The 23,713-nt window shown below is 69.2% G+C and carries 22 protein-coding genes; 8 read left to right on the forward strand and 14 right to left on the reverse strand.

The genetic code is table 11. The features are described 5' to 3' along the window. Positions 1 to 12: 12 nt before the first annotated feature. The 12 genes from NUG21_RS12460 to NUG21_RS12515 form a co-directional block, all read right to left on the reverse strand. Positions 13 to 1,260 (reverse strand): glutamate-5-semialdehyde dehydrogenase, encoded by a 1,248-nt coding sequence (locus NUG21_RS12460; protein WP_263391013.1) that lies wholly within the window; start codon positions 1,258 to 1,260, stop codon positions 13 to 15. 137 nt (positions 1,261 to 1,397) lie between these two features. Further along, complete coding sequence (gene proB, locus NUG21_RS12465; protein WP_263391014.1) at positions 1,398 to 2,600, reverse strand: glutamate 5-kinase; 1,203 nt, start codon at positions 2,598 to 2,600, stop codon at positions 1,398 to 1,400. Positions 2,601 to 2,604: 4 nt separating this feature from the next. Further along, the gene (locus NUG21_RS12470) at positions 2,605 to 2,862 is read right to left on the reverse strand and encodes a YciI family protein (protein WP_160947330.1); all 258 of its coding nucleotides are present in this window, start codon (positions 2,860 to 2,862) and stop codon (positions 2,605 to 2,607) included. A 155-nt stretch (positions 2,863 to 3,017) separates the two neighbouring features. Next, entirely contained in the window at positions 3,018 to 4,316 is a 1,299-nt protein-coding gene (gene argH / locus NUG21_RS12475; RefSeq protein ID WP_263391015.1) for an argininosuccinate lyase, read from the reverse strand. 112 nt (positions 4,317 to 4,428) lie between these two features. Further along, positions 4,429 to 5,394 (reverse strand): N-acetyl-gamma-glutamyl-phosphate reductase, encoded by a 966-nt coding sequence (argC, locus tag NUG21_RS12480; RefSeq protein ID WP_263391016.1) that lies wholly within the window; start codon positions 5,392 to 5,394, stop codon positions 4,429 to 4,431. Next, positions 5,391 to 6,008, reverse strand: coding sequence for a GNAT family N-acetyltransferase (locus tag NUG21_RS12485; RefSeq protein WP_263391017.1), 618 nt, complete (start codon positions 6,006 to 6,008; stop codon positions 5,391 to 5,393). Before NUG21_RS12485 ends, argC begins: the two co-directional genes overlap by 4 nt. Before the next feature lie 27 nt (positions 6,009 to 6,035). After that, on the reverse strand, positions 6,036 to 7,352 hold the full coding sequence (locus NUG21_RS12490; protein ID WP_263391018.1) for an acetylglutamate kinase: 1,317 nt from the start codon (positions 7,350 to 7,352) through the stop codon (positions 6,036 to 6,038). A gap of 79 nt (positions 7,353 to 7,431) precedes the next feature. Then, entirely contained in the window at positions 7,432 to 8,529 is a 1,098-nt protein-coding gene (locus NUG21_RS12495) for an acetylornithine deacetylase (RefSeq protein ID WP_263391019.1), read from the reverse strand. 5 nt (positions 8,530 to 8,534) lie between these two features. Beyond that, complete coding sequence (locus NUG21_RS12500; protein ID WP_263391020.1) at positions 8,535 to 8,987, reverse strand: GNAT family N-acetyltransferase; 453 nt, start codon at positions 8,985 to 8,987, stop codon at positions 8,535 to 8,537. Between the two features lie 247 nt (positions 8,988 to 9,234). Further along, positions 9,235 to 10,476: an argininosuccinate synthase gene (locus NUG21_RS12505; protein ID WP_242081149.1), complete on the reverse strand. Its 1,242-nt coding sequence runs from the start codon at positions 10,474 to 10,476 to the stop codon at positions 9,235 to 9,237. Between the two features lie 72 nt (positions 10,477 to 10,548). Then, positions 10,549 to 11,574: an N-acetylornithine carbamoyltransferase gene (locus NUG21_RS12510; RefSeq protein WP_019798153.1), complete on the reverse strand. Its 1,026-nt coding sequence runs from the start codon at positions 11,572 to 11,574 to the stop codon at positions 10,549 to 10,551. Positions 11,575 to 11,872: 298 nt separating this feature from the next. Next, complete coding sequence (locus NUG21_RS12515) at positions 11,873 to 12,403, reverse strand: hypothetical protein (RefSeq protein ID WP_263393075.1); 531 nt, start codon at positions 12,401 to 12,403, stop codon at positions 11,873 to 11,875. Positions 12,404 to 12,791: 388 nt separating this feature from the next. On the opposite strand from NUG21_RS12515, the gene cysS reads away from it, so the two are divergent. The 3 genes from cysS (at position 12,792) to NUG21_RS12530 (ending at position 16,104) form a co-directional block, all read left to right on the forward strand. Further along, on the forward strand, positions 12,792 to 14,207 hold the full coding sequence (cysS, locus tag NUG21_RS12520) for a cysteine--tRNA ligase (RefSeq protein WP_263391021.1): 1,416 nt from the start codon (positions 12,792 to 12,794) through the stop codon (positions 14,205 to 14,207). A 209-nt stretch (positions 14,208 to 14,416) separates the two neighbouring features. Next, entirely contained in the window at positions 14,417 to 14,857 is a 441-nt protein-coding gene (locus tag NUG21_RS12525) for a SufE family protein (RefSeq protein ID WP_017912501.1), read from the forward strand. Then, complete coding sequence (locus NUG21_RS12530) at positions 14,854 to 16,104, forward strand: MFS transporter (RefSeq protein WP_263391022.1); 1,251 nt, start codon at positions 14,854 to 14,856, stop codon at positions 16,102 to 16,104. The genes NUG21_RS12525 and NUG21_RS12530 overlap by 4 nt, the downstream gene beginning before the upstream one ends. 135 nt (positions 16,105 to 16,239) lie before the next feature. On the opposite strand, the gene NUG21_RS12535 is transcribed toward NUG21_RS12530, so the two are convergent. Next, complete coding sequence (locus tag NUG21_RS12535; RefSeq protein ID WP_263391023.1) at positions 16,240 to 17,319, reverse strand: alpha/beta hydrolase; 1,080 nt, start codon at positions 17,317 to 17,319, stop codon at positions 16,240 to 16,242. Positions 17,320 to 17,945: 626 nt separating this feature from the next. Here NUG21_RS12535 and NUG21_RS12540 point away from each other — a divergent pair. Continuing rightward, the gene (locus NUG21_RS12540; RefSeq protein ID WP_263391024.1) at positions 17,946 to 18,341 is read left to right on the forward strand and encodes a hypothetical protein; all 396 of its coding nucleotides are present in this window, start codon (positions 17,946 to 17,948) and stop codon (positions 18,339 to 18,341) included. 183 nt (positions 18,342 to 18,524) lie between these two features. Beyond that, positions 18,525 to 19,199, forward strand: coding sequence for a secreted signal peptide protein (locus tag NUG21_RS12545; RefSeq protein WP_263391025.1), 675 nt, complete (start codon positions 18,525 to 18,527; stop codon positions 19,197 to 19,199). A gap of 262 nt (positions 19,200 to 19,461) precedes the next feature. On the opposite strand, the gene dksA is transcribed toward NUG21_RS12545, so the two are convergent. After that, positions 19,462 to 20,592: an RNA polymerase-binding protein DksA gene (gene dksA / locus NUG21_RS12550; RefSeq protein WP_263391026.1), complete on the reverse strand. Its 1,131-nt coding sequence runs from the start codon at positions 20,590 to 20,592 to the stop codon at positions 19,462 to 19,464. A 114-nt stretch (positions 20,593 to 20,706) separates the two neighbouring features. Here dksA and yidD point away from each other — a divergent pair, with 114 nt between their 5' ends. The 3 genes from yidD to NUG21_RS12565 are packed head-to-tail and all read left to right on the forward strand — an operon-like array spanning position 20,707 to position 23,173. After that, positions 20,707 to 20,979 carry a membrane protein insertion efficiency factor YidD gene (gene yidD, locus NUG21_RS12555; protein WP_010343540.1) on the forward strand — a complete coding sequence of 91 codons (273 nt, stop codon included), beginning with the start codon at positions 20,707 to 20,709 and terminating at the stop codon, positions 20,977 to 20,979. Further along, on the forward strand, positions 20,979 to 22,313 hold the full coding sequence (locus tag NUG21_RS12560) for a dihydroorotase (RefSeq protein ID WP_263391027.1): 1,335 nt from the start codon (positions 20,979 to 20,981) through the stop codon (positions 22,311 to 22,313). Before yidD ends, NUG21_RS12560 begins: the two co-directional genes overlap by 1 nt. Continuing rightward, positions 22,313 to 23,173: a M23 family metallopeptidase gene (locus tag NUG21_RS12565; protein ID WP_263391028.1), complete on the forward strand. Its 861-nt coding sequence runs from the start codon at positions 22,313 to 22,315 to the stop codon at positions 23,171 to 23,173. Before NUG21_RS12560 ends, NUG21_RS12565 begins: the two co-directional genes overlap by 1 nt. Positions 23,174 to 23,713 lie beyond the last annotated feature (540 nt).

A 23,713-nucleotide genomic window follows, 5' to 3' on the forward strand; every position in this document is an offset into this window, starting at 1 on the left:
CCACACGCCATGTCAGTGCCGGACCTGCCCTTCGCCGCGCACCACGAAGCGCTCCACGGTCAGCGCTTCCAGGCCCATCGGGCCGTAGGCGTGCAGGCGCGTGGTGGAGATGCCGATCTCCGCGCCCAGGCCGAGTTCGCCGCCGTCGGAGAAGCGCGAGGAAGCGTTGACCATCACCACCGCCGCGCGCAGCGCCTGCACGAAGGCCTCGGCGTTGGCGGGATCGCCGGTCGCGATCACCTCGGTATGGTCCGAGCCGTAGCGGCGGATATGCGCGATCGCCGCGTCCAGGTCCGGCACCACCGCGATCGCCAGGATCAGGTCCAGGTATTCGGCGGCGTAGTCGTCGTCGCTGGCGGGGGCGATCTCCGGCAGCAGGGCGCGGGTGGCGGCATCGCCGCGCAGGGCGACGCCGCGCTCGCGCAGCGCCTGCGCCGCCAGCGGCAGGAAGCGCGCGGCCACGTCGGCGTGCACCAGCAGCGTCTCCAGGGAATTGCAGGCGGCCGGCCGCGTGGTCTTGCCGTCGAGGAGCAGCTTCACCGCCAGGTCCAGATCCGCCGAGGCATCGACGAACAGATGGCACACGCCCTTGTAGTGCTTGATCACCGGCACCCGTGCATGTTCGGCGACGAAGCGGATCAGGCCCTCGCCGCCGCGCGGGATCGCCAGGTCGACGATGTCGTGGAGCTGCAGCAGCTCCAGCATGGTCTCGCGGCGCAGATCCTCCACCAGGGTCAGCGCGGCCTCGCCGATGCCGGCCTCGCGCAGCGCCCGGCGCAACGCCGCGGCGATGGCGGTGTTGGAGTGGATCGCTTCGGAACCGCCACGCAGGATCACCCCGTTGCCGGCCTTGATGCACAGCGCCGCGGCGTCGGCGGTAACGTTGGGGCGCGCCTCGTAGATCATCGCCACCACGCCCAGCGGCACGCGGATCTTCTGCACGCGGATGCCGTTGGGGCGCACGTCGTCACGGGTGACCTGTCCCACCGGGTCGGGCAGACCCGCCACCTCGCGCAGCGCCGCGGCGATGCCGTCCAGGCGCTTGCGGTCCAGCGCCAGCCGATCGAGCATCGCATTGCCGACGTCCTTGGCCCGCGCCGCGGCCAGATCGCGCGCATTGGCGGCGAGGATGGCCTCCGCATCCGCCTCTAGCGCCGCCGCCATCGCCTCCAGGAGTTCCTGTTTGGCCGACGACGGCAACTGCGCCAGCGCTTGCGCGGCATCGCGGCAGTGCAGGGCCTGGGTGCGGATGGAGGTCATTGGGAGAAGTTCCAAAGTAGTTGGTGGTTTTGGGGGCGGGACCCGGGACCCGGGACCCGCAAGGCTGGGCGGCTGCCGAGTGCCGCCAAGCCAACACATCGCAAAAGCACGGCCAGCGCGACGGCAACACCCCGCCGCTAGGTCGTCGTTCCGGGCCCCGGGTTCCGGGCCCCGGGTCCCGGCTTCTCCAGCACCACCAGATCGTCCCGATGAATCACGTTCTCGCCGTAGTTGTAGCCCAGGATCGCCTCGATGTCGCGCGAGTGGCGGCCGGCGATGCGGCGGATGTCCACCGCCGCGTACTGGCTGACCCCGCGCGCCAAGCAGCGCTCGCCGGCGGCGTCGCGCAGCCGCACCTCGACCATGTCGCCGCGGCGGAACTCGCCCACGGCGCCGGCGACGCCGCCCGGCAGCAGCGAGGCGCCCTTGTCGAGCAGCGCGGTCGCAGCGCCGGCATCGACCAGGATCGCGCCGGGCTCGACCGGCACATGGCGCAGCCAGTACTTGCGCGCGGCGATACGGGTTCGCGCGGCATGGATGCGGGTGCCACGCAGGCGGTCCTGGGCCAGGCCACGCACCACCTCGGCGCTGCGGCCGTTGAACAGATAGGTCTCGATGCCGGCGGCGCCGGCCTTGGCCGCGGCCTCCAGCTTGGTGCGCATGCCGCCGGTGCCCACGCCGCTGCCGCTGCCGCTGCCGCCGGCCATCGCCAGCACCGCCGCGCTCAGTTCCTGCACCTCGTGCAGCGGCTGCGCCTGCGGGTCACGGCGCGGGTCGGCGGTGTACAGGCCGTCGATATCGGTGGCGATGAACAGCGCATCGGCATCGACCAGGGCGGCGACGATCGCGGCCAGGTTGTCGTTGTCGCCGAGCTTGAGTTCGTCCACCGAGACGGTGTCGTTCTCGTTGACCACCGGCAGCGCGCCCAGCCGCAACAGTTCGCCCAGGGTGGCGCGCGCGTTGAGGTAGCGGCGGCGGTTGCGCAGGTCGTCGTGGGTCAGCAGCACCTGCGCCACCGGCCGCTCGAAGAAGCGCTGCCACAGCGCGATCAGCTGCGCCTGGCCGAGCGCGGCCAGCGCCTGCCGCGCGGCCAGTGCCGCGCCGGCCTCGGCGGCCTTGGGCACGATGGCGCGCCCGGCGGCGACCGCGCCGGAGGACACGATCACCAGTTCGCGCCCGGCCGCCAGGTTGGCCGAGACGAACTGCGCCAGGCCCAGCGCGAAGCGTGGCGTGAGCCCGCCGCCGTCGGCGGCCAGCAGGCTGCTGCCGACCTTGAGCACCGCGCGCCGCCACGGCGGCAGCGCTTGCTCGACGAAGGACGATGGGGTCTGCGAGGTCATGGGATCAGCGCGTGTTCCATTCGTGCACGGTGAGGTCGGAGCAGCCCTGGATCGCCAGCGGATCGGCGGCGACGATCGCCTGCGCCTGCGCCAGGTCATCCACGCCTTGCAGCAGGTAGGCGCCGCCGCTGCGGTCGCTGAAGCCGCCGGTCAGCGCCAGCAGGCCGCGTGCGCGCAGGTCGTCGAGGAAGGCCAGGTGCGGGGCGACCACGCTCTCGTCGAAGTTGGGGTTGCGCATCGCCAGGACCAGGTAGTACTTCATCGTACGGTCTTCCTTCTGCAATCGGTTTGAATGTTCGGCGTCACAGCGAATCCTGTCTGTGAGAGGGGCTTCAGCCCCGACGCGTTAGCGCTGGGGCGTCGGGGCTGAAGCCCTCCCACAGGATCAAGGCGCGGGACCGAAGCCTCTCCCAAGGATCAGCCGCCCAGCGCCTGCCAACGCGCCTGCAGCGCGTCCAGGCGCAGATCCGCCGCCGCCCCTGGCGAGACCCGCGCGGCCAGGCTGCCTTCCGGCGTACGCCCCTGCCCCGCGCTGTCGGCGGCCGCGGCGGCGGCCTGGTAGGCCTCGCGGAACGGCACGCCGGCCACCGCGGCTTCCACCGCCACGTCGGTGGCGTACATGCCCGAATCGATCGCCTCGCGCAGCTTGTCCTCGCGCCACTCCAGGTTGGCCAGCAGCGCCGGCAACAGTTCCAGCGCGGCCAGGCCGCGGCCAAAGCCGTGGAAGATCGCGCCCTTGCTGCTCTGCAGGTCGCGGTGATAGCCCGACGGCAGCGACAGCAACTGCTCGATCTCGGTGCGCGCGGCAGCCACGCTGGCGTGGGTGGCGCGCATCAGCTCGATCACGTCGGGGTTGCGCTTGTTGGGCATGATCGAGCTGCCGGTGGTGTACTGCGCCGGCAGCGCGACGAAGCCGAACTCGCCGCTGGTGAACAGCGACAGGTCCCAGGCCAGGCGGCGCAGGTCCAGGGTGGCGCTGCCCAGCGCTTCCAGCGCGGCCATCTCGAACTTGCCGCGCGACAGTTGCGCGTAGATCGGGCTGACCTGCAGGCGCGCGAAGCCCAGCGCGGCGGTGGTGTGGGCGCGGTCCAGCGGCAGGTTGACGCCGTAGCCGGCGGCGGTGCCCAGCGGATTGCAGTCGACCAGGCGCAGGGTGTCGCGTGCGCGCACGGCATCGTCGATGAAGGCCTCGGCCCAGCCGGCCCACCACATGCCGGCCGAGGACACCACGGCGCGCTGGATGTGGGTGTAGCCGGGCACCGGCAGATCGCGCTCGGCCTGCGCACGGTCCAGCGCCACCTTGGCGATCTCCGCGCTCAGTTGCGCCAGCCGCGCCAGCCTGTCCTTCAACCACAGCCGGGTCGCGACCAGGATCTGGTCGTTGCGGCTGCGTCCAGTGTGGATCTTGCGCCCGGCATCGCCCAGGCGCTCGGTCAGCCGCGCCTCGATCGCCGAGTGGCCGTCCTCGAAGCGCGCATCCAGCACGAACGCGCCGCTGCGGAAATCCTCGGCCAGCACCGCCAGCTCGCGCTGCAGCCCGGCCAGTTCGTCGGCGGACAGGATGCCGATGCGCTGCAGGCCCTCGGCGTGCGCGCCGCTGGCGGCGATGTCGTGCAGGAAGAACTCGCGGTCCAGGAGCACGTCGTCGCCGGCCAGGAACGCCTGGATCTGCGTGTCGACGGCGACGCCGGGTTTTTGCCAGAGCAGATTAGTCATTAGGAGTCCTTTTTTGTGGGACCCGGGACTCGGGACCCGGGACCCGGAAGAGCAAAAGCATTGGCTCTTGCTTCTTCGGGTCGCGGGCCCCAGGTCCCGGGTCCCGATGAATTCACACGGGAATCGACGTCAGTTCGTCCACGCTCAGCGCCAGGTTGAGGTTCTGCATCGCCTGCGTCGCCGCGCCCTTGAGCAGGTTGTCCAGCGTCGCCACCAGCACCAGGCGTTTGTTGCCCGGGGCCAGGGTGAAGCCGCCGAGCTGAACGCCGTGGCGGCCGGCGATGCGGCTGACCCACGGCGCCTCGTCGACTACCTCGATCAGCGGCTCATCCGCATAGCGGGCGCGATACAGCTGCTGCACCGCCTCCCGCTTCAGCGGCTGCTGCAGCCACAGGTTCACGGTCATGGTGATGCCGCGGAAATGCGGCGCCACATGCGGCATGAATTCCACCGGCACGCCGAGTTGCGCGGACACCTCGCGCTCGTGCATGTGATCTGTCAACGCGTACGGCATCAGGTTGTCGTGCAGCAGCGCCGGGTTGTTCTTGTCCGACGGCGTGGTGCCGGCGCCGGAATAGCCGGACACGCCGAAGCACTGCGGCGGGCCGGCCAGCTGCTCGCGCAGCGGCGCGATCGCCAGCTGCATTGCGGTCGCGTAGCAGCCAGGATTGCTGATGCGGCGCTGCCCGGCATAGCGCGCGCGGGTCAGTTCCGGCAGGCCGTAGTACCAGGCAGGGTCGAAGCGGTAGTCGGCGGACAGGTCGACCACGATCGGATCGGCCGCACCGGCGGCGACCGCGGCGTCCAGCGCCGCCACGTAGGGCGCGGCCTTGCCGTTGGGCAGCGCCAGCACCACCACGTCGGCGCGCTTGGCCGCCACCGCCTCGGGATCGAGGTTCTCGTAGCGCAACTCGCCCTGGTAGGCGTCGTGGTGCGCATCGACGCGCTGCCCGTCCAGTTCGCGCGAGGACAGGAACGCCAGGCGCAACTGCGGATGCGCGGCGATCAGGCGGATCAGTTCGGCGCCGGTGTGGCCGCGGGCGCCGACGATGCCGATGGAATGAATGGGAGTGTTCATGCGTGCGAATCCAGGCGGAACTGCAGGTGGCGTTTCACCCCGGCCCATTCCGTATCGATGATGGAGAAGATGACGGTGTCGCGCGGGGTGCCGTCGGCGTGGCGCTTGTGGTTGCGCAGCACGCCGTCCTGCTTGGCCCCCAGCCGCGCGATCGCGGTGCGCGAGGCGTGATTGAACCAACTGGTCTCGAACACCACGCTGAGGCAGCCGAGCGTATCGAAGGCATGCCCGAGCAGCAGCAGCTTGGCCTCGGTGTTCAGGCCGCTGCGCTGCACCCGCGGCGCATACCAGGTATAGCCGATCGACAGCGTCGGCACCTGCGGATCCAGGCCGTAGAAGCGCGTGCTGCCGACGATCTCGCCCTGCGCATCGCGCACCACGAACGGCAGCACCCGGCCCAGCGCCTGCACCTCCAGCGCGGCGGCGACATAGGCGTCCACCCGCTCCGGCGCCGGCACGTTGGTGTACCACAGCGCCTCCAGGCCGCTGCCGCGCACGGCGTTGCGCAGGCCCTCGGCGTGCGCCGCCTGCAGCGGCTCCAGGCTGACATGGCGGCCGCGCAGCGTCGGCACCTGGCGCCAGGCGTCGGGAAGCACGGGATCGATACTGGACATGGGGTCGGTCCTAGGCGAAAGGGTCGCTCAACCCTGCAGGGTCGGCGTGCGCGTGGCGCAATGCGCCACGCAGTGCTGGATCTGCTCGAAGGTCTCCAGGCCGTACCAGAACACCTTCCACTTCTCCTGCTTGAAGCAGCCGTCGGATTCGGCGTAGTAAAAGATGTTGACCTGGTTGTTGTGGCGCGAGCGCCAGAACAGCTGCGGCGTCTCCTCGCGCATCACGTTCCACACCGCCCGCCCCAGGCCCTCGCCCTGCGCGTCGTCGAGCACGGCGAACTTGTCCAGGTAGGTGTAGCCACCCTCGTCGGTCAGGATCACTGCGGTGCGGTAGTTCTCGCTGACGTAGGCGCGCAGCAGCTTGGTGGTGTCGAAGTAGTCCGGCACCAGGGTGCGGCCGAAACTGGATTCGATCAGGGTCTTCAGCCGCGGCAGGTCCAGCTCGCTCCACGCCGTGGCGCGCAGCACCTTCTCGCCGCGCCGCACCAGGGTGCCCGAACCCTTGTGAGTGAACAGTTCCTTGGCCAGGTCGGCCGGGCGCGTAATCGACACCGACGACTCCAGCGGCAGCCGGTCCAGCAGATCCTTGATCTGCTCGATCTTCACCTTCATGCCGCCATGGATCCACGGCTGCGCGATCAGGTGGTCGTACTCGGTGGACAGGTTGATCGAATCGATCACCGTGCCGCGCTCGTCGAGCAGGCCACCGGTGCCGGTGAGGAAGATGATCTTGTACGGCTGCAGTTCCTGCACCAGTTCGTTGGCGGCGAAATCGGCATTGATGTTGAGGATCTGCCCGCTGGGGGTCTCGCCCAGGCTGGTGATCACCGGGATCGAGCCGGCCTGCAGGCTGGCCTCGATCGGCGCCAGGTTCACCGCGGTGACCTCGCCGACCAGCCCGTAGGTGTCGCGGTCCAGGTACTGCGCCTCGAACACCCCACCGGTGATCGAGGTGGCGCGCGCGCCGTTCTGCTGCAGCGCCTCGACCAGCTTGAGGTTGGAGGCCTGGAACACCCGGCGCACGATCGCCAGCGCTTCCGGCGAGGTCACCCGCAGGCCGTTGACGGTCTGCTTCTCGATGCCGGCGGCGGACAGCTCCGCATCCAGTTGCGGGCCGGCACCGTGCAACACGATCGGGGTCAGGCCCACTTCCTGCAGGAACGACAGCGAGGAGGTCAGCGCTTCCAGGTCGTCGCGCAGCACCGCCCCGCCGACCTTGACCACGGCGAAGCGCTTGGCGTCCAGTTGCGAGAAGCGCTTGAGGTACTGGCTGATCTCCTTCGCGCTGGCCATGCTCGAGAGCAGGCGCACGATGGTCTGGCGGGTTTGGCGGTTGGCGTGCATGGCGTGGGGCGGTGTCCGAAGGAATCCAGGGTGGACGCGATCGCGGGACCGGTCCGGGCGACGTGGGAAGGCGCGCGGCTCAGCGCGCGCCGTTGATGATGCGGTGCACCGAGACGGCGTAGCGCTGCAGTTGCTCCAGCGTCACGAACTCATCGGCGGTGTGCGCCTGGGCGATGTCGCCCGGGCCGTAGACCAGCGCGGTGTAGCCGCCGGCGGAGAACAGCGAGGCTTCGGTCCAGAAGTCCACCGCGTTGCCGATCGGCAGTTCCAGCGCATCGGCGACATCGCGCGCGGCCAGGCGCTTGTCCTCGGCGCGCGCGACGTCGCCGGACGGCAGGCTCGGCCCGCGGAAGGTCTCCTCGAAGTGCGCCGCGGCCGGCTCGGCGAAGCCGGCGAAGGTCGCCAGCAGCGCGTCCACGTCCATCGATGGCAGCGGCCGGAAGCCGAAGCGCAGCTCCGCCGCCGGCGCGATCATGTTGGCCTTGATCCCGCCCTCGACCCGGCCGATGTTGAAGCGCAGCCCGGTCAACCCGCCGAAGCGCGCATGCGCCAGCGACTCCACGTGGTCCAGCGCACGGCCGCCCCAGCGCATCGCCTGGTGCAGCGCACTGGCCGCGGCGTCCTGCTTGCCGGAGGCATGCCCGGCACGGCCGGCGAAGCGCATCAGCACCGAACTTATGCCGCGGTGCGCCAGCACCGCCTCGCTCATGGTCGGCTCGGCCACCAGCACCGCCTCGTAGGCGATACCGCGGGCCAGGAACGCGGCGATGCAGCGCGGGTCGTTGGCTTCCTCGTCGCTGGAAAACAGGAACGCGGCATCGCCGTCGCCGGCATTGGCCGCGGCCAGCAGCGCCGCCGCCGCGCCCTTGATGTCGCACACGCCCAGACCGACCACGCGATCGTCCAGGCGCCGCATGCTGTGCGGATCGGCGCTCCAATGCGGCGAATCCGGCACCGTGTCCAGGTGCACGTTGAACAGGTACTTCGGCGTGCCGCGCACCGCATACAGGCTGACCGCACCGGCGCCGTGGTCGATCACCTCCACGGTGAAGCCGGGCAGTTGCGCGCGGATGTAGTCGAAGATGCCATCGGTCCCGATCGCCCGCGGCGGATTGCGGGTGTCGAAGGACACCAGCGCCTGCAGGTGATCGAGCGTGGAGGTAAGCAGATCGGTCATGTGGGTCAGGCCGCCGTGGTGCTGGTGCGGTAGAGGTCGGGATAAGCAATTTCCATCAGCGACTGCGGGCGTGCCGGCGCGGCGAAGCCGTGCTGGGCATACAGCGCATGCGCATCGGAGGTGGCCAGCATGAAGCGGCGCAGGCCTTGCAGCTGCGGGTGGGCCATCACCGCCGCCACCAACTGCTTGCCGTAGCCGCGGCCGCGGTAGGCGTCGAGCACGAACACGTCGGCGAGATAGCCGAACGTCGCGCCGTCGGTGATCGCCCGGGCGAACGCCACCTGCCCCACGCCATCGAGATAGCCGCCGAAGCACAGGGACCCGGCGATCGCCCGCTGCACCGTGTCCAGCGGGATGCCCAGGCACCAATAGGCCTGCTCGCTGAGAAAGCGATGGATCAACGGCAGATCCAGTTCCTGCTTGTCGGTGCTGATGCGCAGTGCGTGCATGGGTTCCATCGCAGTGGCCCCCTTCTCCCACCGGGAGAAGGTGCCCCGAAGGGGCGGATGAGGGGCGCCTCGCGAAACTTCGAGAAGCACCCAGGCCGACCGCGTCGCCACGCGCCCGGATGGCGAACGATGGGAGCAAATGCTGCAGCAGTTCCCCATGGCTGGCGCGTGGCGACGCGTTCGTCATGTCGGTTCCGAAGGCTTCCTGCGGCGCCCCCAACCCCTCTCCCGGAGGGAGAGGGGCTTTTTCAGAGCGTCAGCGATTCACTTGCGCGTACAGCGTCGAGCTCATCCCGAACAGCTTGATGAAGCCCTCGGCCTCGGCCACGCCCCAGTCCGCCGACTGCGCGTAGGTCGCGCCCTTGGCGTTGAGCAGGTGCGGCGACTTCACCGCCACCGCGTCGACGCGGCCGCCGCGGGTCTCCAGCGTCACTTCGCCGTTGACCATCGCCTGCGACGACTTCAGGAAGGCTTCCAGGTCGGTCTTCAGCGGATCGTGGTAGAAGCCTTCGTAGACCAGTTCCACCCACTTGCGCGCCACGTCCGGCTTGAAACGGTTCTGCTGCTTGGTCAGCACCGCGTCCTCCAGCGCGCGGTGCGCGGCCAGCAGCGCCACCAGGCCCGGCGCTTCGAACACGATGCGGCCCTTCAGGCCGATCACGGTGTCGCCGGTGTACACGCCGCGGCCCACGCCGTACGGCGCGAACAGCTTGTTGAGCTTGGCCAGGATCTGTTCGCCCGGCAGCGCCTTGCCGTCGAGCTCGACCGCCTCGCCCTGCACGAACTTCAGCTTCACCGTCAGCGGCTCGGTCGGCCACGCGCTGCGCGGCGCGCACCAGCCGCGGGCGCCCTCGCCCGGCGCTTCCCAGCGGTCGATCTCGCCGCCGGACATGGTCAGGCCGAGCAGGTTCTCGTTGATGGTGTAGGCCTGCTGCTTGGCGCGCACGCCGAAGCCGCGCTCTTCCAGATACTTCTGCTCGTAGGCGCGGGTCTGGGTGTGTTCCTTCTGGATCTCGCGGATCGGCGCGACGATCTCGTAATCGCCCAGCGCCTTGACCGCCAGGTCGAAGCGCACCTGGTCGTTGCCCATGCCGGTGCAGCCGTGGGCGATGGTCTTGGTGCCCAGTTCCTCGGCGCGCTTGAGCGCGGCATCGACGATCAGGTAGCGGTCGGACACCAGCAGCGGGTACTGGCCCTGGTAGCCCTCGCCGGCCCACACGAACGGCTTGACGAAGCCGGCCCAGATCGCCGGGCCGCCATCCACGGTGACGTGGCTGGCCGCGCCCAGTTCCGCCGCGCGCTTCTCGATGAAGTCGCGCTCCTCGGCATCCACGCCGCCGGTATCGGCGAACACCGTGTGCACGGCATAGCCCTTGGCCTGCAGGTAGGGAATGCAGAAGCTGGTGTCGAGGCCGCCGGAAAAGGCGAGGACGATGTCCTTGGTGCCGGGATTCGGGATTGGGGATTCGGGATTGGTGGAAGCGGTTTGCTGCGACATGGGGGAGTCTCTCTGCGGTTGACTAAGTAGGAACGGACAGGGAAGCCGCTGTGGCGAATCCCCAATCCCGAATCACGAATCCCGGCGGCCCTGGCCTGCCAGCGCCGCCATGATCGCCTTCTGCACATGCAGGCGGTTCTCGGCCTCGTCGATGGCGATGCAGTTGGGCGAGTCCATCACCGCGTCGGTGGCCTTGACGTTGCGGCGCAGCGGCAGGCAGTGCGAGAACACGCCGTTGTTGGTCAGCGCCATCTTGCGTTCGTCGACGATGAAGTGCTGGTACTGGTCGCGGATCGGCTTCTCCGGGCCCCAGTTGCCGAAGAACGGCAGCGCGCCCCAGCTCTTGGCGTAGACCACGTCGGCGCCGGCGTAGGCGCTATCGATATCGTGGCTGACGGTCAGCGAGCCGCCGCTCTCTTCCACGTTCTGCGCGGCCCAGCCCATGTAGCGCTCGTCGAGCACGTAGTCCGGGGTCGGGCACAGCAGGGTCACGTCCATCCCCAGGCGGGTGGCGATGGTCAGTGCAGAATTGGCCACCGCGGTATTCAGCGGCTTGGGATGGTAGGTCCAGGTCAGCACGTACTTCTTGCCGCGCAGGTCGCGGGTGCCGAAGTGCTCCTGCAGCGCCAGCGCGTGCGCCAGCTCCTGGCACGGGTGGGTGATGGTCTCCATGTTGATCACCGGCACCGGCGAGTACTTGGCGAAGCTCTTCAGCACCAGGTCCTCGCGGTCCTTGGCCCAGTCGACGAACTTCGGGAACGCGCGCACGCCGATCAGGTCGACGTAGCGGCCCAGCACCCTCGCCACTTCGGCGATGTGCTCTTCGGTGTCGCCGTCCATCACCGTGCCCAGGTCGAACTCGATCGGCCACGCGTCCTTGCCCGGCTGCAGCACCACCGCGTGGCCGCCCAACTGGAACGCGCCCAGCTCGAAGCTGGTGCGGGTGCGCATGGACGGGTTGAAGAACACCAGCGCGATCGACTTGCCCTTCAGCTCGCTGCCGAGGCGGTTGCGCTTGAACAGCGCCGCCTGGGTCAGCAGCGCGTCGAGCTCGGCGCGGCTCCAGTCCTGGGTGTTCAAGAAGTGCTTCAGAGACATCGATCGATCCTTTGCAGCGGTGGGGACGCGGGACGCGCGGGAGGTTCTACAGCCTGGTTCTTTACGGGTGAAACTTTTCCGGGCGATGAAAACGAAAAAACCCAGCCTCGGGCTGGGTTTTCAGAACGAACGGCACGACGCTCCGGTTACCCAGCGAGAATGTGGGATTCCGGTCGACGCGCGCGCGACGTCATGCCCGAGGCCATGCGTGCGGCGCTGAGATCGTGCTGGGGCAGGTTCGCTTTCATCGGCGCGCATCCTCGCACGCGCACGCCACAGGCGCAAGCGCACGCGGCGCTCAGCGTGGCGGCACCACCACCGCATCGGGCACGTACGGCGCCACCGAGACGCGGATGCGCAGCCGGTTGCCCGGATCTTCCGGCAGCCGCGAGCGGTACTTGGTGCCCTTGTAGACATAGTCCACGTCGTAGGCGATGGGCCGGCGGAACTCGCGGCCGACCTCGACCATCCGGCAATTGCGTCCGCCCGCCGGCGCCGTGGTCGGCGTGGCCGCCGGGGCCGGCTCCTCGTGGCGGCGGCTGAAGATGTCCTTCACCGAATCCATCAGCCGGTTGAAGCGGCTGTCGTCCTCGGCCGGTTTGGGCGCCGGGGCCGCCGGGGCCGGCGCGGGGGCCGGATCGCATTGCTGCTCGGTCCGGGTGGCGCGCAGGGTCTGGTAGACCGGCTCCACGTTCAGCACCTGGGCGTAATCCAGCTTGACGTTCTCGATCACCACCACCCGGTTGCGCGCCTCGGAGTCCTGCGCCCAGGCCGGCGCGGCGGCGCAGGCAAGGATGCCGACCAGCGGCAACAACAGGTTCGGACGCATCGGCAGCAGGCTTCGCAAGGGCAGACCAGTGAGTGTAGGCATGCCGCCTTGCGTCGGGCTGAACGCGAGCCGACAACCGCGTCCACCTGGCCAGAACGCGTCCCGCATCCCGGGCACCCGCGTCGGATCCGCCAGGCGCACGGCCCTGGCGTGGCGCAGCGCCCGACCGGCCGTCGGTCAAACCGTGCGGCCTGCGTGCCAGCCCACCCGACGGACATGAGTGAGGCGCCCGTGGCGGCGGCGTCGCTCCGGCATGAAGACACGGCCTCCTCCTCGCGCGTTCTCGCCGACAGGCACGCGCAACGGCGGCGCGGCGCGCTCGGGGATGGATGGCCCGTCCTGGGGCGGCTGCCGGTAGAATCGGGCGGTTTCCCCACCGCCGATGCCGATGAGCCTGCGCCTGCACAACAACCTGACCCGCCGGGTCGACGCCTTCGAACCGCTCGATCCGGTGGCCGGCCCGACGCTCTACGTCTGCGGCCCCACCGTCTACAACTACGCGCACATCGGCAACGCCCGCGGCCCAGTGGTGTTCGACGTGCTGGCGGCGCTGCTGCGGCGCCGCTACGGCAAGCTGCGCTACGCCCGCAACATCACCGACGTGGACGACAAGATCAACGCCGCCGCGCAGGCGCAGGGCGTGCCGATCTCGGCCATCACCGACCGCTTCGCCGCCATCTACCGCCAGGACATGGCCGCGCTGGGCGTGACCCCGCCGGACATCGAGCCGGCGGCCACCGCGCACATCCCGCACATCGTGGCGATGATCGAGCGGCTGATCGCCAGCGGCCACGCCTACGCCGCCGAGGGCCACGTGCTGTTCGCGGTGGCCAGCTTCGCCGACTACGGCAAGCTGTCGCGGCGCGACCCGGAGGAGATGCTGGCCGGCGCCCGCGTCGAGGTGGCCCCGTACAAGCGCGACCCGGGCGACTTCGTGTTGTGGAAGCCCTCCAGCGACGATCTCCCCGGCTGGGATTCGCCGTGGGGCCGCGGCCGCCCCGGCTGGCACATCGAGTGCTCGGCGATGGCCGCCGCGCACCTGGGCGAGACCATCGACATCCACGCCGGCGGCGTCGACCTGCAGTTCCCGCACCACGAGAACGAGATCGCGCAGAGCGAATGCGCCCACGGCGGCGCCCCCTTCGCCCGCGTCTGGCTGCACAACGGCATGCTGACCTTCAGCGGCGCCAAGATGAGCAAGTCGCTGGGCAACATCGAGACCGTGCACGACCTGATCGAGCGGCATCGGCCGGAGGCCCTGCGCTGCGCGCTGCTCAGCGCGCACTACCGGCAACCGCTGGACTGGTCCGACGCCCTGATCCAGGCCCAGGTCGCCCGGCTCGACGGCCTGTACGGAACGCTGCGCGACCTGCAGGGCATCGACGCCGCGCCGGTCATTCCGGCGGAGATCGAAGAAGCGCTGGACGACGACCTCAATACGCCGCTGGCGCTGTCGGTGCTGTCGAGCCTGGCGACACAGGCACGACAGGCGCTGCGCGAGCTGGCACCGGCCGGCGGCCCCGACCCTGCCGATGCCGCGCAACGTGCCGACGCGCTGCGCCAGGCCAAGAGCCACCTGCTCGGCGCCGGCCTGGCCCTCGGCCTGTTGCAGCAGGATCCGCAGGTCTGGTTCCAGGGCGCCGGCAGCGACGACGACGCCCACATCCAGGCGCTGATCGACGCCCGCAGCGACGCCAAGAAGGCCCGCGACTTCGCCCGCGCCGACGCCATCCGCCAGGAACTGGCCGAGGCCGGCATTGTCTTGGAGGACACGCCGCAAGGCGTACGCTGGAAGCGCGGGTGAACACCACACGCGCAGTCAGAAGAAGCGAGGCTGTTCCCTTCTCCCCTCGGGAGAAGGTGCCCCGAAGGGGCGGATGAGGGTACGGGCGCCGGATGAGGGTACGGCGCGAAGCGACTCGCATGGACAGTTCGTGACGCTCCGCCCGAACCCTCACCCCAACCCCTCTCCCGGGGGAGAGGGGCTTTACATCGCTTGATCTTGGATTGCTGATGACCGACACCGACTTTCCGCTCGAACCCACGCCCGCCGACGCCCAGGCCGCCATCGCCGAGGAATTCGGCTTCTTCGGCGACTGGTCCGAGCGCTACCAGTACCTGATCGACCTGGGCCGAAAGCTGCCCGCCTTTCCCGAGCACTGGAAGACCGAGGAGCATCGCCTGCACGGCTGCCAGTCGATGGTGTGGATCGTGCCGGAGGGCAATGCCGAGCGCCTGGTGTTCCATGCGATCAGCGACTCGGCGATCGTCTCCGGGTTGATCTACCTGGCGCTGCGCGTCTATTCCGGGCGCAGCGCCGCGGACATCCTCGCCACCGCGCCGGACTTCGTCGCCGCCATCGGCCTGGGCAAGCACCTGTCGCCGACCCGCAGCAACGGCCTGGCCGCGCTGCTGGCCTTCATCCAGGACACTGCGCGCGCCCAGCAGGCATGAGCGCGCCGCTGCCCACCCCACCGCAGACCTTGCGCACGCTGCTGGCGCACCCCGGCTTCGCCCTGGTGCTGGCCTACCGCATCCTGGCGATGCTGTCCTACCAGATCGTCGCGGTCACGGTCGGCTGGCACATCTACGAAATCACCCGCGATCCGTTCTCGCTGGGCCTGATCGGGCTGGCCGAGATCCTGCCGTTCTTCTGCATCGCCCCGTTCGCCGGCTACCTGGTCGACCACCTGCCGCGGCGCTACCTGGGCATGCTCGCCAGCGTCGGCCTCATCGCCACCGCCGCGGTGCTGCTGGCGGTCAGCCGCGGCTGGCTGTCCGCGCACGGCGTGTGGCCGATCTATGCGGCGATCGCGCTGACCGGCGCCGCACGCGCGTTCCTGTCGCCGGTGTACAACGCGCTGTTCGCCCGCGTCCTGCCCCGCGAAGCCTTTGCGCGCGGCGCCAGCGTCGGCAGCGTCGCGTTCCAGGCCGGCATGGTGATCGGCCCGGCGCTGGGCGGGCTGCTGGTCGGCTGGGGCGGCAAGAGCCTGGCCTACGGCACCGCCATCGGCGCCTCGTCCGCGGCGCTGCTGGCGCTGTGGCTGCTGCGCGTTGTCGAGCCGGTCCACGAAGGCCCGCGCGCGCCGATCTTCCGCAGCATCGCCGAAGGTGCGCAATTCGTGTTCTCCAACCAGATCATGCTCGGCGCGATGGCCCTGGACATGTTCTCGGTGCTGCTGGGCGGCGCGGTGTCGATGCTGCCGGCCTTCATCCACGACATCCTGCACTACGGTCCGGAAGGCCTGGGCATCCTGCGTGGCGCGCCGGCACTGGGTTCGATCCTGGTCGGTGTGTGGCTAGCCCGGCACCCGTTGCAGCGCAACGCCGGACGCGTGCTGCTGCTGGCGGTGGCCTGCTTCGGCCTGTGCACCATCGCCTTCGGACTGTCTCGGCACTTCTGGCTGTCGGCGGCGATCCTGCTCGCCTACGGCATGTGCGACGGCGTCTCGGTGATCGTGCGCCAGACCATCCTGCAACTGGCCACGCCGGACGCGATGCGCGGCCGCGTGTCCTCGATCAACGGCATCTTCATCGGCTCGTCGAACGAACTGGGCGCGTTCTACGACGGCGTGATGGCGCGACTGATCGGCCTGGTACCGGCGGTGGTGCTCGGCGGCTGCGTGACGCTAGGCGTGGTCGGCGTTACCAGTTGGAAAGCGCCCAAGCTGCGCAATCTGGATCTGCGCGATCTGCAGTAGGCCTGGCTGACGGCGTGCGTGCGCGTCGTCGGCCTCTCGGGCGCGAAACAACTCGACCCCTGATGGATCACGCGCCCTGGCGCCGATGCATGATCCGCACAGCGCTGCTTCCTCGATTCGCCACAACGACCACGCTCAGCCCGCGGCCGCCACCGCGCGCGCCTGTGCCTCGTCGTCGGCCCAGGCATGCGCACAATCCGGCACGCCGGCCGGCTGCACCAGGCCGCCCTGCCCCGCCAGGAACCGGCAGGTGGCGGCAAACACCGCCGGCACCGCCCGCGAACGGATCGGCGAGGCCAGCACGTGATTGTCGGCACCCGGGAAATCCACCGCCTGGCGCAAGGCCGGCGGCGTGCCCAGCTGCTTGAACATCGCCTGCAGCGCCGCCACCGACACCGTGCGGTCCTGGTGCTGCGGGTCGCGATAGTAGTAGCCCAGGAACACCGGCACATGGATACGCGTATAGGTGGACGGCTGCATGCCGCCACGGGTCAGCGCCGCCAGCGCGCGATAGCCGTCCAGATGCGTGGCGTCGGCCCAATAGGCGCTGTCGACCGGATAGCGCAGGATCGGGTCTCCGCCGTTGTGCGTCCACGCCAGCACCTGCGCGCCCCACGGCCACAGCATCGGCTGCAGCTGATCGCCGTACTCGCGCACCAGCGGCGACCACAGCACCAGCGCCTGCACCTGGCGCGGATTCGCCGCCACCGCCTGCACCGCCAGCGCGCCCCCCATCGAATTGCCGATCACCACCACCCGATCGCCGAGCACCCGCGCCACCGCCAGCGCCTCGGCCGCACCGGCGAGCAGGCGCCCGGCATCGACGCCGCGCAGCGCGTCGGCCGCAACCAGCCCGTGCCCGGGCAGGCGCGGCAGATACAGATTGCAGCCGAAGCTGCGCGCCAGCCGCACGTGCGTGGGCGCGCCCTCGCCCTGGCTGGCGGTAAAGCCGTGCAGATAGACCATCGCACACGCGCGTCGCCCCGGATGCGCCGGATCGGCCCAGACGATCCGCGCCTGGTTATCGGGGCGCAACCCCGGCGTGGCGCGCTCGCGCGCGTCGATCCACGCCTGCAGCGCCAGCGGATCCTGCGGCACCGCCGGCGCCGCCACCTGCGGCAGGGCCACGCTGACCCGTGGTCCCAGCGCAATGGCCGCGAGCAATAACAAGGCGATCAGGATCGGCAACCGCCAACGACAGCGGCGCGTGGGCACGGATGACTCGGCCAGATCAGCATTGCGGTTCAAACGCGACGCTCCGCTATCGATGTAGCGCCGGACACATGATTGAAACAATTTTCACGCAATGACATGGATTTTCAGAATCGATATGGCGATATCCCACGCAACATGATGCGACATCGCCATGACAGGCGCATTTAAAGCAGTCGAAAGCCATCGCAGACATCGCATCTAGAACAATGATCAGCAGAATTCCATGTGAATTCGCTATTGCTTGGCACCACTACCAGAGCGCGCCTGTAGACAGGATAGCGCTTCAACAAACCCGGAAAGGGAAACGAAAGAAGCTACGGAAACCATCCATCAAGATTAAGTTTCACCTTGATCTTCGAAACGCATGCGCCGAACCCGCGACTCACACATAAAAATGCATGGATTCCGCCGTATGGCACATTCGCTTTTCCATGACGAGCGATGGACGATGGACGCACAAGCCAGGCATGCCTGCAAAAGCCCGATCGGCAACTCCACTCTCGACCCAGTCACGGACGTGCGTCGTCCTACGTATCACCCCCCGCACATTGTGGCGTGGCTGCAAGCCCTCTCCCCCGCGCCGGCGCCACCAACCCGGCAGACAACCGCCTATTGGAGCTTTGCACATGAACATCGTCGGGCTACCGCGCATAGGCATGACCTTGGCATTCGCCATTGCCGTGCCAGGATCGTTGCAGGCGAAGCAAGCCTCTTCCCACACAGATGGAGAGCAAGCGATCGCGTTTGTACTGAAGAACGACGTCGCCCTTTCCAGGCTATTCGAAAGCTGCCCGGCATTGAAATTCGCCCGCACCGGCACCGACGGCAACAAGACCTTCCTGATCGAAGGTAACTGCGACATCAAGAACAACCCGGAGGAAGATGCGGACTGCCCCGCTTATTACGTCCATGCGATCGGGACGATCGACACACCGTCGCATTGGACGATCCGCCGCCTGGAACTGACATTGGCGTGCTCCAGCGAGCCAGCGAGGGGGACAGCAGGAACGCAGCGGATGTAATCGCCGCCTGGCGCTTATGCGGCAGGTGCATGACGCGGTGGCAGATCGTGCGCTACGGGGTACGCCCCGCCGTGCATCACCGCCTACGGGCACCGCGAAGGCTGGCACGGCAATTAATTCACCCTGTGGCGAGGCCGGGGTTTCCCGGCCTCGCCACGCACGACTCGTCAATGGAGATGTCTCATGGCACCCCGATTTCTTTCGCTGTTCGGCCTGCTCGTGCTCGGCATGACCTTCCCGCAGGCCCGTGCCGCCGGCAGCGATGCGGCGGCCTGCACGCATGCGCTGCATCAGGCCCTTGCAGACACCAGCAGCGCCGCCACCCTGCCCCCGCCGTGCGGGCGTCTCGGACCAGTCGCGCTCGGCATGCGCAAACAACAGGTGCTGGCCGCACTGGGGCAGCCGGACATCACCCGCAGCGATGCGACACATCCGGACACGCTCAGTGTGGTGTATCTGTACCCGCGCGGGTTCAACGCGCAACTGGCGCAGCAACCGCAGCCGGCGACCGCTCTCCGCTACAGCCAGTTGGCGGTGCGCTTGCGCAACGACCGGGTCACCAACCTGATCGCCTCCGCCAGTCCAGACGCCCCGTTACCGTTCGATCTGCTCGGCCAGCCGGCCGGCACGCACATCGACCGGGTATTGCAGGCCATCGGCGGGCAGCCGCAATGGAACGCCAGCCGCGACTATGTGCAGTTCGCCGCGATGCCGCTGGGCCTGGAGGTCGATCCGGAGACGTCGGCGATCATCGGGCTGGACCTCGCAGCCACCAAGCAGGACCTGGACAGTTTTGCCCTCCCCGGCTTGCAGATCAGCAAGGACGCGCAAAGCGGGTTGGTTAACCACGTGCGCTAAAGGGCGCCGTCGCTCACGCCGCGATGTAGCCACCACGCGACGCGGCATTCACGCAGCGGCAGGTGGCTCGTAGCACAGGATCGGCCCACGGCCGAGCATCATGTCTATGCTGCGGGTCCGGTTTGCGGAGGCATCGCCTCCGCGGCATGCGGCATGCGGCCATAGCCGACAGGCGAACTGCCTGGACCGGCGATGAGGTGACCAAAACGCAAAGCCCCGCGCGAGCGGGGCCTTGCCTTGACACACTGAAGGCGAAGATCGCTCAGTCGCCCTGCTGCTTCTGCAGGTGCTCCCAACGCTCCTGCGCGTCGATGGTGCGCTCGGCGGTCAGGCGCGCTTCCAGGCGCTCCAGGCCGATCTCTTCGCCGGTGTCCACGCAGTAGCCGTAGTCGCCGGCGTCCAGGCGCTTGAGCGTGCTGTCGATCTTGCCGATCAGCTTGCGGTAGCGGTCGCGGGTCCGCAGTTCCAGCGAGTTCTCGGTCTCGCGGGTGGCGCGCTCGGCCTCGTCGCCGATGTCGCGGACTTCGTCGCGCAGGTTCTCGATGGTCTGCTTGGATTCCTCGACCAGGTCGGCGCGCCAGGTGAGCAGGCGCTGGCGGAAGTACTCCTGCTGCAGCGGGCTCATGTACTCCTCGTCCGCCGCCGGCTTGTAGCCCTTGGGCAGGATCGGGCGGCCGGTGGCCTCGTCGGTCTTGTACTCGACCACCTTGTACTTGGCCGGCTTGGCCGGGGTGTTGGACTTGGCGGTCACGGCCACGGCGACCTTGCCGGTGGGCTTGGCGATCGGCGCCTTCGGGGTGGATTCGGACTTGGTGGGGGTCTTCGCGGAGGATTTCGAAACGGACACGGGATTCTTTTGTGGCGGGGTCGACGGCGCGGCGGACTTGGCGGCAACGGGCTTGGGGGCCGGTGCTGCGGCAGGCGCGGCGGGCTTGACCGGGACAGGCTTGGCCGCAGCCGGCTTGGGCGCCGACTTCGGTACGGAGGTGGTCACCGCGGGTGCGACGGGGGCGGTGGCCGGTTTGGATTTGGCGGGAGCGGCCGCGGCCTTGGCCACGGGCTTAGCCGCCGGCGTCTTCGCTGCCGGCTTGGCGGCGGGGGAAGGCTTGGCCGCGGCCTTGGCGGGCGCGACCGACTTGGCGGGCGCCTTCTTGGCCGGGGCTTTCTTGGCGGGAGCGGACTTGGCCGGTGCAGCCGCGACCGGCTTGGCCGCCGGCTTCTTGGCCACGGCCTTGCTGGCCGATTTGGCCGGCGCGGACTTGGCCGCCGGCTTCGCGGGCACGGCTTTCTTCAGCGGTTTGCTGGCGGCGGACACCGGCGCTTTCTTGGCGACGGGCTTGGCGGGCTTCTTGGCGGCCTGGACGGCCTTCTTTGCAGGTTTTTTAGCAGCCACGAACGCTCTTCCTTGGTCTTCCCGGGGCCCGGGAAAGCGGGCCTTTATAGCCTACCCTACCCCCCGCGGCAATAACGCGGCGTATACGCCGAGCGACCCGCCTAGTCGAGCACAGTGGCATATCATGGCGGTGTGATCGCCCGCGCTCTCATCGCCTTGCTGCGCCTGTACCAGCGCTTCATCAGCCCGCTGCTGGGGCCGCGCTGCCGTTTCGTGCCCAGTTGCTCGGCCTACGCGGTGACCGCCATCGCCCGTTTCGGCGCAGTGCGCGGCGGCTGGATGGCCGCCCGCCGCGTCGGCCGCTGCCACCCCTTCCATCCTGGCGGGTTCGACCCGGTGCCCGATCCCACGGCGCCGCCACCCTGCCGCTGCCAAGGAAAACACTGATGTCCGCTTCCACATTGATCGTCAACGCGCGCCTGGTCAACGAAGGCCGCGAAACCCAGGGCGACCTGCGCATCGCCGACGGCCGCATCGCCGCGATCGCCCCGCAGCTGGCCGCGCGCGACGGCGAGACCGTGGTCGACGCCGCCGGGCGCTGGCTGCTGCCCGGCATGATCGACGACCAGGTGCACTTCCGCGAACCCGGCCTGACCCACAAGGGCGACATCGCCACCGAATCGGCGGCGGCGGTGGCCGGCGGCCTGACCAGCTTCATGGACATGCCCAACACCAACCCGCCGACGCTCGACGCCGCCGCGCTGCAGGCCAAGTACGACGCCGCGCGCGGCCGCGCCTGGGGCAACTACGGCTTCTACCTGGGCGCCAGCAACGACAACCTGGCCGCGATCCAGACCCTGGACCCGAAGACCGCGCCCGGCATCAAGGTGTTCATGGGCGCCTCCACCGGCAACATGCTGGTCGACAACCCGCAGACCCTGGACGCGATCTTCCGCGACGCGCCGACGCCGATCATCACCCACTGCGAAGACACCCCGACCATCGACGCGACCCTGGCCGCGTTCAAGGAAAAGTACGGCGATGCGCTGACCCCGGACATGCACCCGGACATCCGCTCGCGCGAGGCCTGCCTGAAGTCCTCGCAGCTGGCGGTGTCGCTGGCGAAGAAGCACGGCACCCGCCTGCACGTGCTGCACATCTCCACCGCCGACGAGCTGGCGCTGTTCACGCCCGGCCCGATCCAGGGCAAGCGCATCACCGCCGAGACCTGCATCCACTTCCTGCGCTTCGACCGCGCCGACTACGCCACCCTGGGCAACCTGATCAAGTGCAACCCGGCGATCAAGGACGCCAGCGACCGCGAGGCGCTGATCCGCGCGATCGCCGAGGACGTGATCGACGTGCTCGCCACCGACCACGCGCCGCACACCTGGGAAGAGAAGAGCAAGCCGTATGCGCAGGCGCCGTCCGGCCTGCCGCTGGTGCAGTACGCCCTGGTCGCGGCGCTGGAACTGGTCCACGAGAGCCGGCTCAGCGTGGCCCAGGTGGTGCACAAGTTCGCGCACGCGCCGGCGCTGCTGTTCGACGTGCACGAGCGCGGCTTCCTGCGCGAGGGCTACCACGCCGACCTGGTGCTGATCGACGACACCACCTTCACCGTGCGCCGCGAGGACGTGCTGTCCAAGTGCGGCTGGTCGCCGTTCGAGGGCCGCAGCTTCCGCTCGAAGATCGCCGCGACCTGGGTCAACGGCGTGCTGGCCTGGGACGGGACCCGCCTGGTCGGCAGCCCCAACGGGCAGCGCCTGGCGTTCGACCGCTGATGCGCGGCGCCCTGGTGTCCGGCGCCGCACTGGCGCTGGTGCTGCTGACCGCACCGGTCGCCCCGGTACTGCACGCGCAGACGCCGGCCGCGGCCGTGGCCGAGGCGCGCAGCGTGTTCCCGCACAGCGCCTCGCAGGGCGCGCTGGTGATCGGCAAGGTGGCGCCGGGCAGCCGCGTGCAGTACGCCGGCCGCACCCTGCGGGTCAGCGACTACGGCAGCGTGGTGTTCGGCATCGGCCGCGACGAGCGCGGCCCGCTGCGCATCGCCGTGCAGCGCCCGGACGGCGGCAGCGAAACCATCGAGATCGCGGTGACGCCGCGCGACTGGCCGCTGGAACAGGTCAACGGGGTGCCGCCGAAGACGGTCAACCCGCCGCCGGCGATCGCCGAGCGGATCAAGCGCGAACAGGCCCAGGTCACCGCCGCGCGCGACCGCGACGACCCGCGCACCGATTTCGCCGCGCCCTTCATCTGGCCGGTGCAGGGCCGCATCAGTGGCCGCTTCGGCAACGCCCGGGTCTACAACGGCCAGCCCGGCGCCGGCCATTCCGGCATGGACATCGCCGTGCCCACCGGCACCCCGGTCAAGGCCCCGGCCGCCGGCATCGTCACCTTCGCCGCCCCGGACCTGTACCTGACCGGCGGCACCGTGCTGCTGGATCACGGCTACGGCGTCAGCTCCAACTTCCTGCATCTGTCGCGGATCGACGTGAAGGTCGGCGACCGCATCGCCCAGGGCCAGGTCATCGGCGCAGTCGGCGCCACCGGGCGTGCGACCGGGCCGCATCTGCATTGGGGGATGAACTGGTTCGACGTGCGCATCGACCCATTGCTGGTGCTGGAGCGGACGAAGCAGTAGTCAAGCGCTGGTGGTCAGGTGCGTGGCGCGCGGCGGCGCGTTCCTCATCCGGGTCACCGACACATTCGCCTGGCGCGGTTCGACGTGCGCATCGACCCATTGCTGGTGCTGGAGCGGACGAAGCAGTAGTCAAGCGCTGGTGGGTCAGGTGCGCGGCGCGCGGCGGCGCGTTCCTCATCCGGGTCACCGACACATTTGCCTGGCGCGGTTCGACGTGCGCATCGATCCAATGCTGGTGCTGGAGCGGACGAAGCAGTAGTCAAGCGCTGGTGGATCAGGTGCGTGGCGCGCGGCGGCGCGTTCCTCATCCGCGTCACCGACACATTCGCCTGGCGCGGTTCGACGTGCGCATCGATCCATTGCTGGTGCTGGAGCGGACGAAGCAGCAATAGAGCGCTGGTGCGCCAGGTGCACTGTCGCGCGGCGGCGCGTTCATCAGATGAAATGGCGTACAGCAGCGCATGCATTTCGTAGGAGCGGCTTCAGCCGCGACGGGCATTCCCGGTAACGCCTGTCGCGGCGGAAGCCGCTCCTACAGAT

The organism is Xanthomonas sp. CFBP 8445 (assembly GCF_025666235.1).
Classification (GTDB): domain Bacteria; phylum Pseudomonadota; class Gammaproteobacteria; order Xanthomonadales; family Xanthomonadaceae; genus Xanthomonas_A; species Xanthomonas_A indica.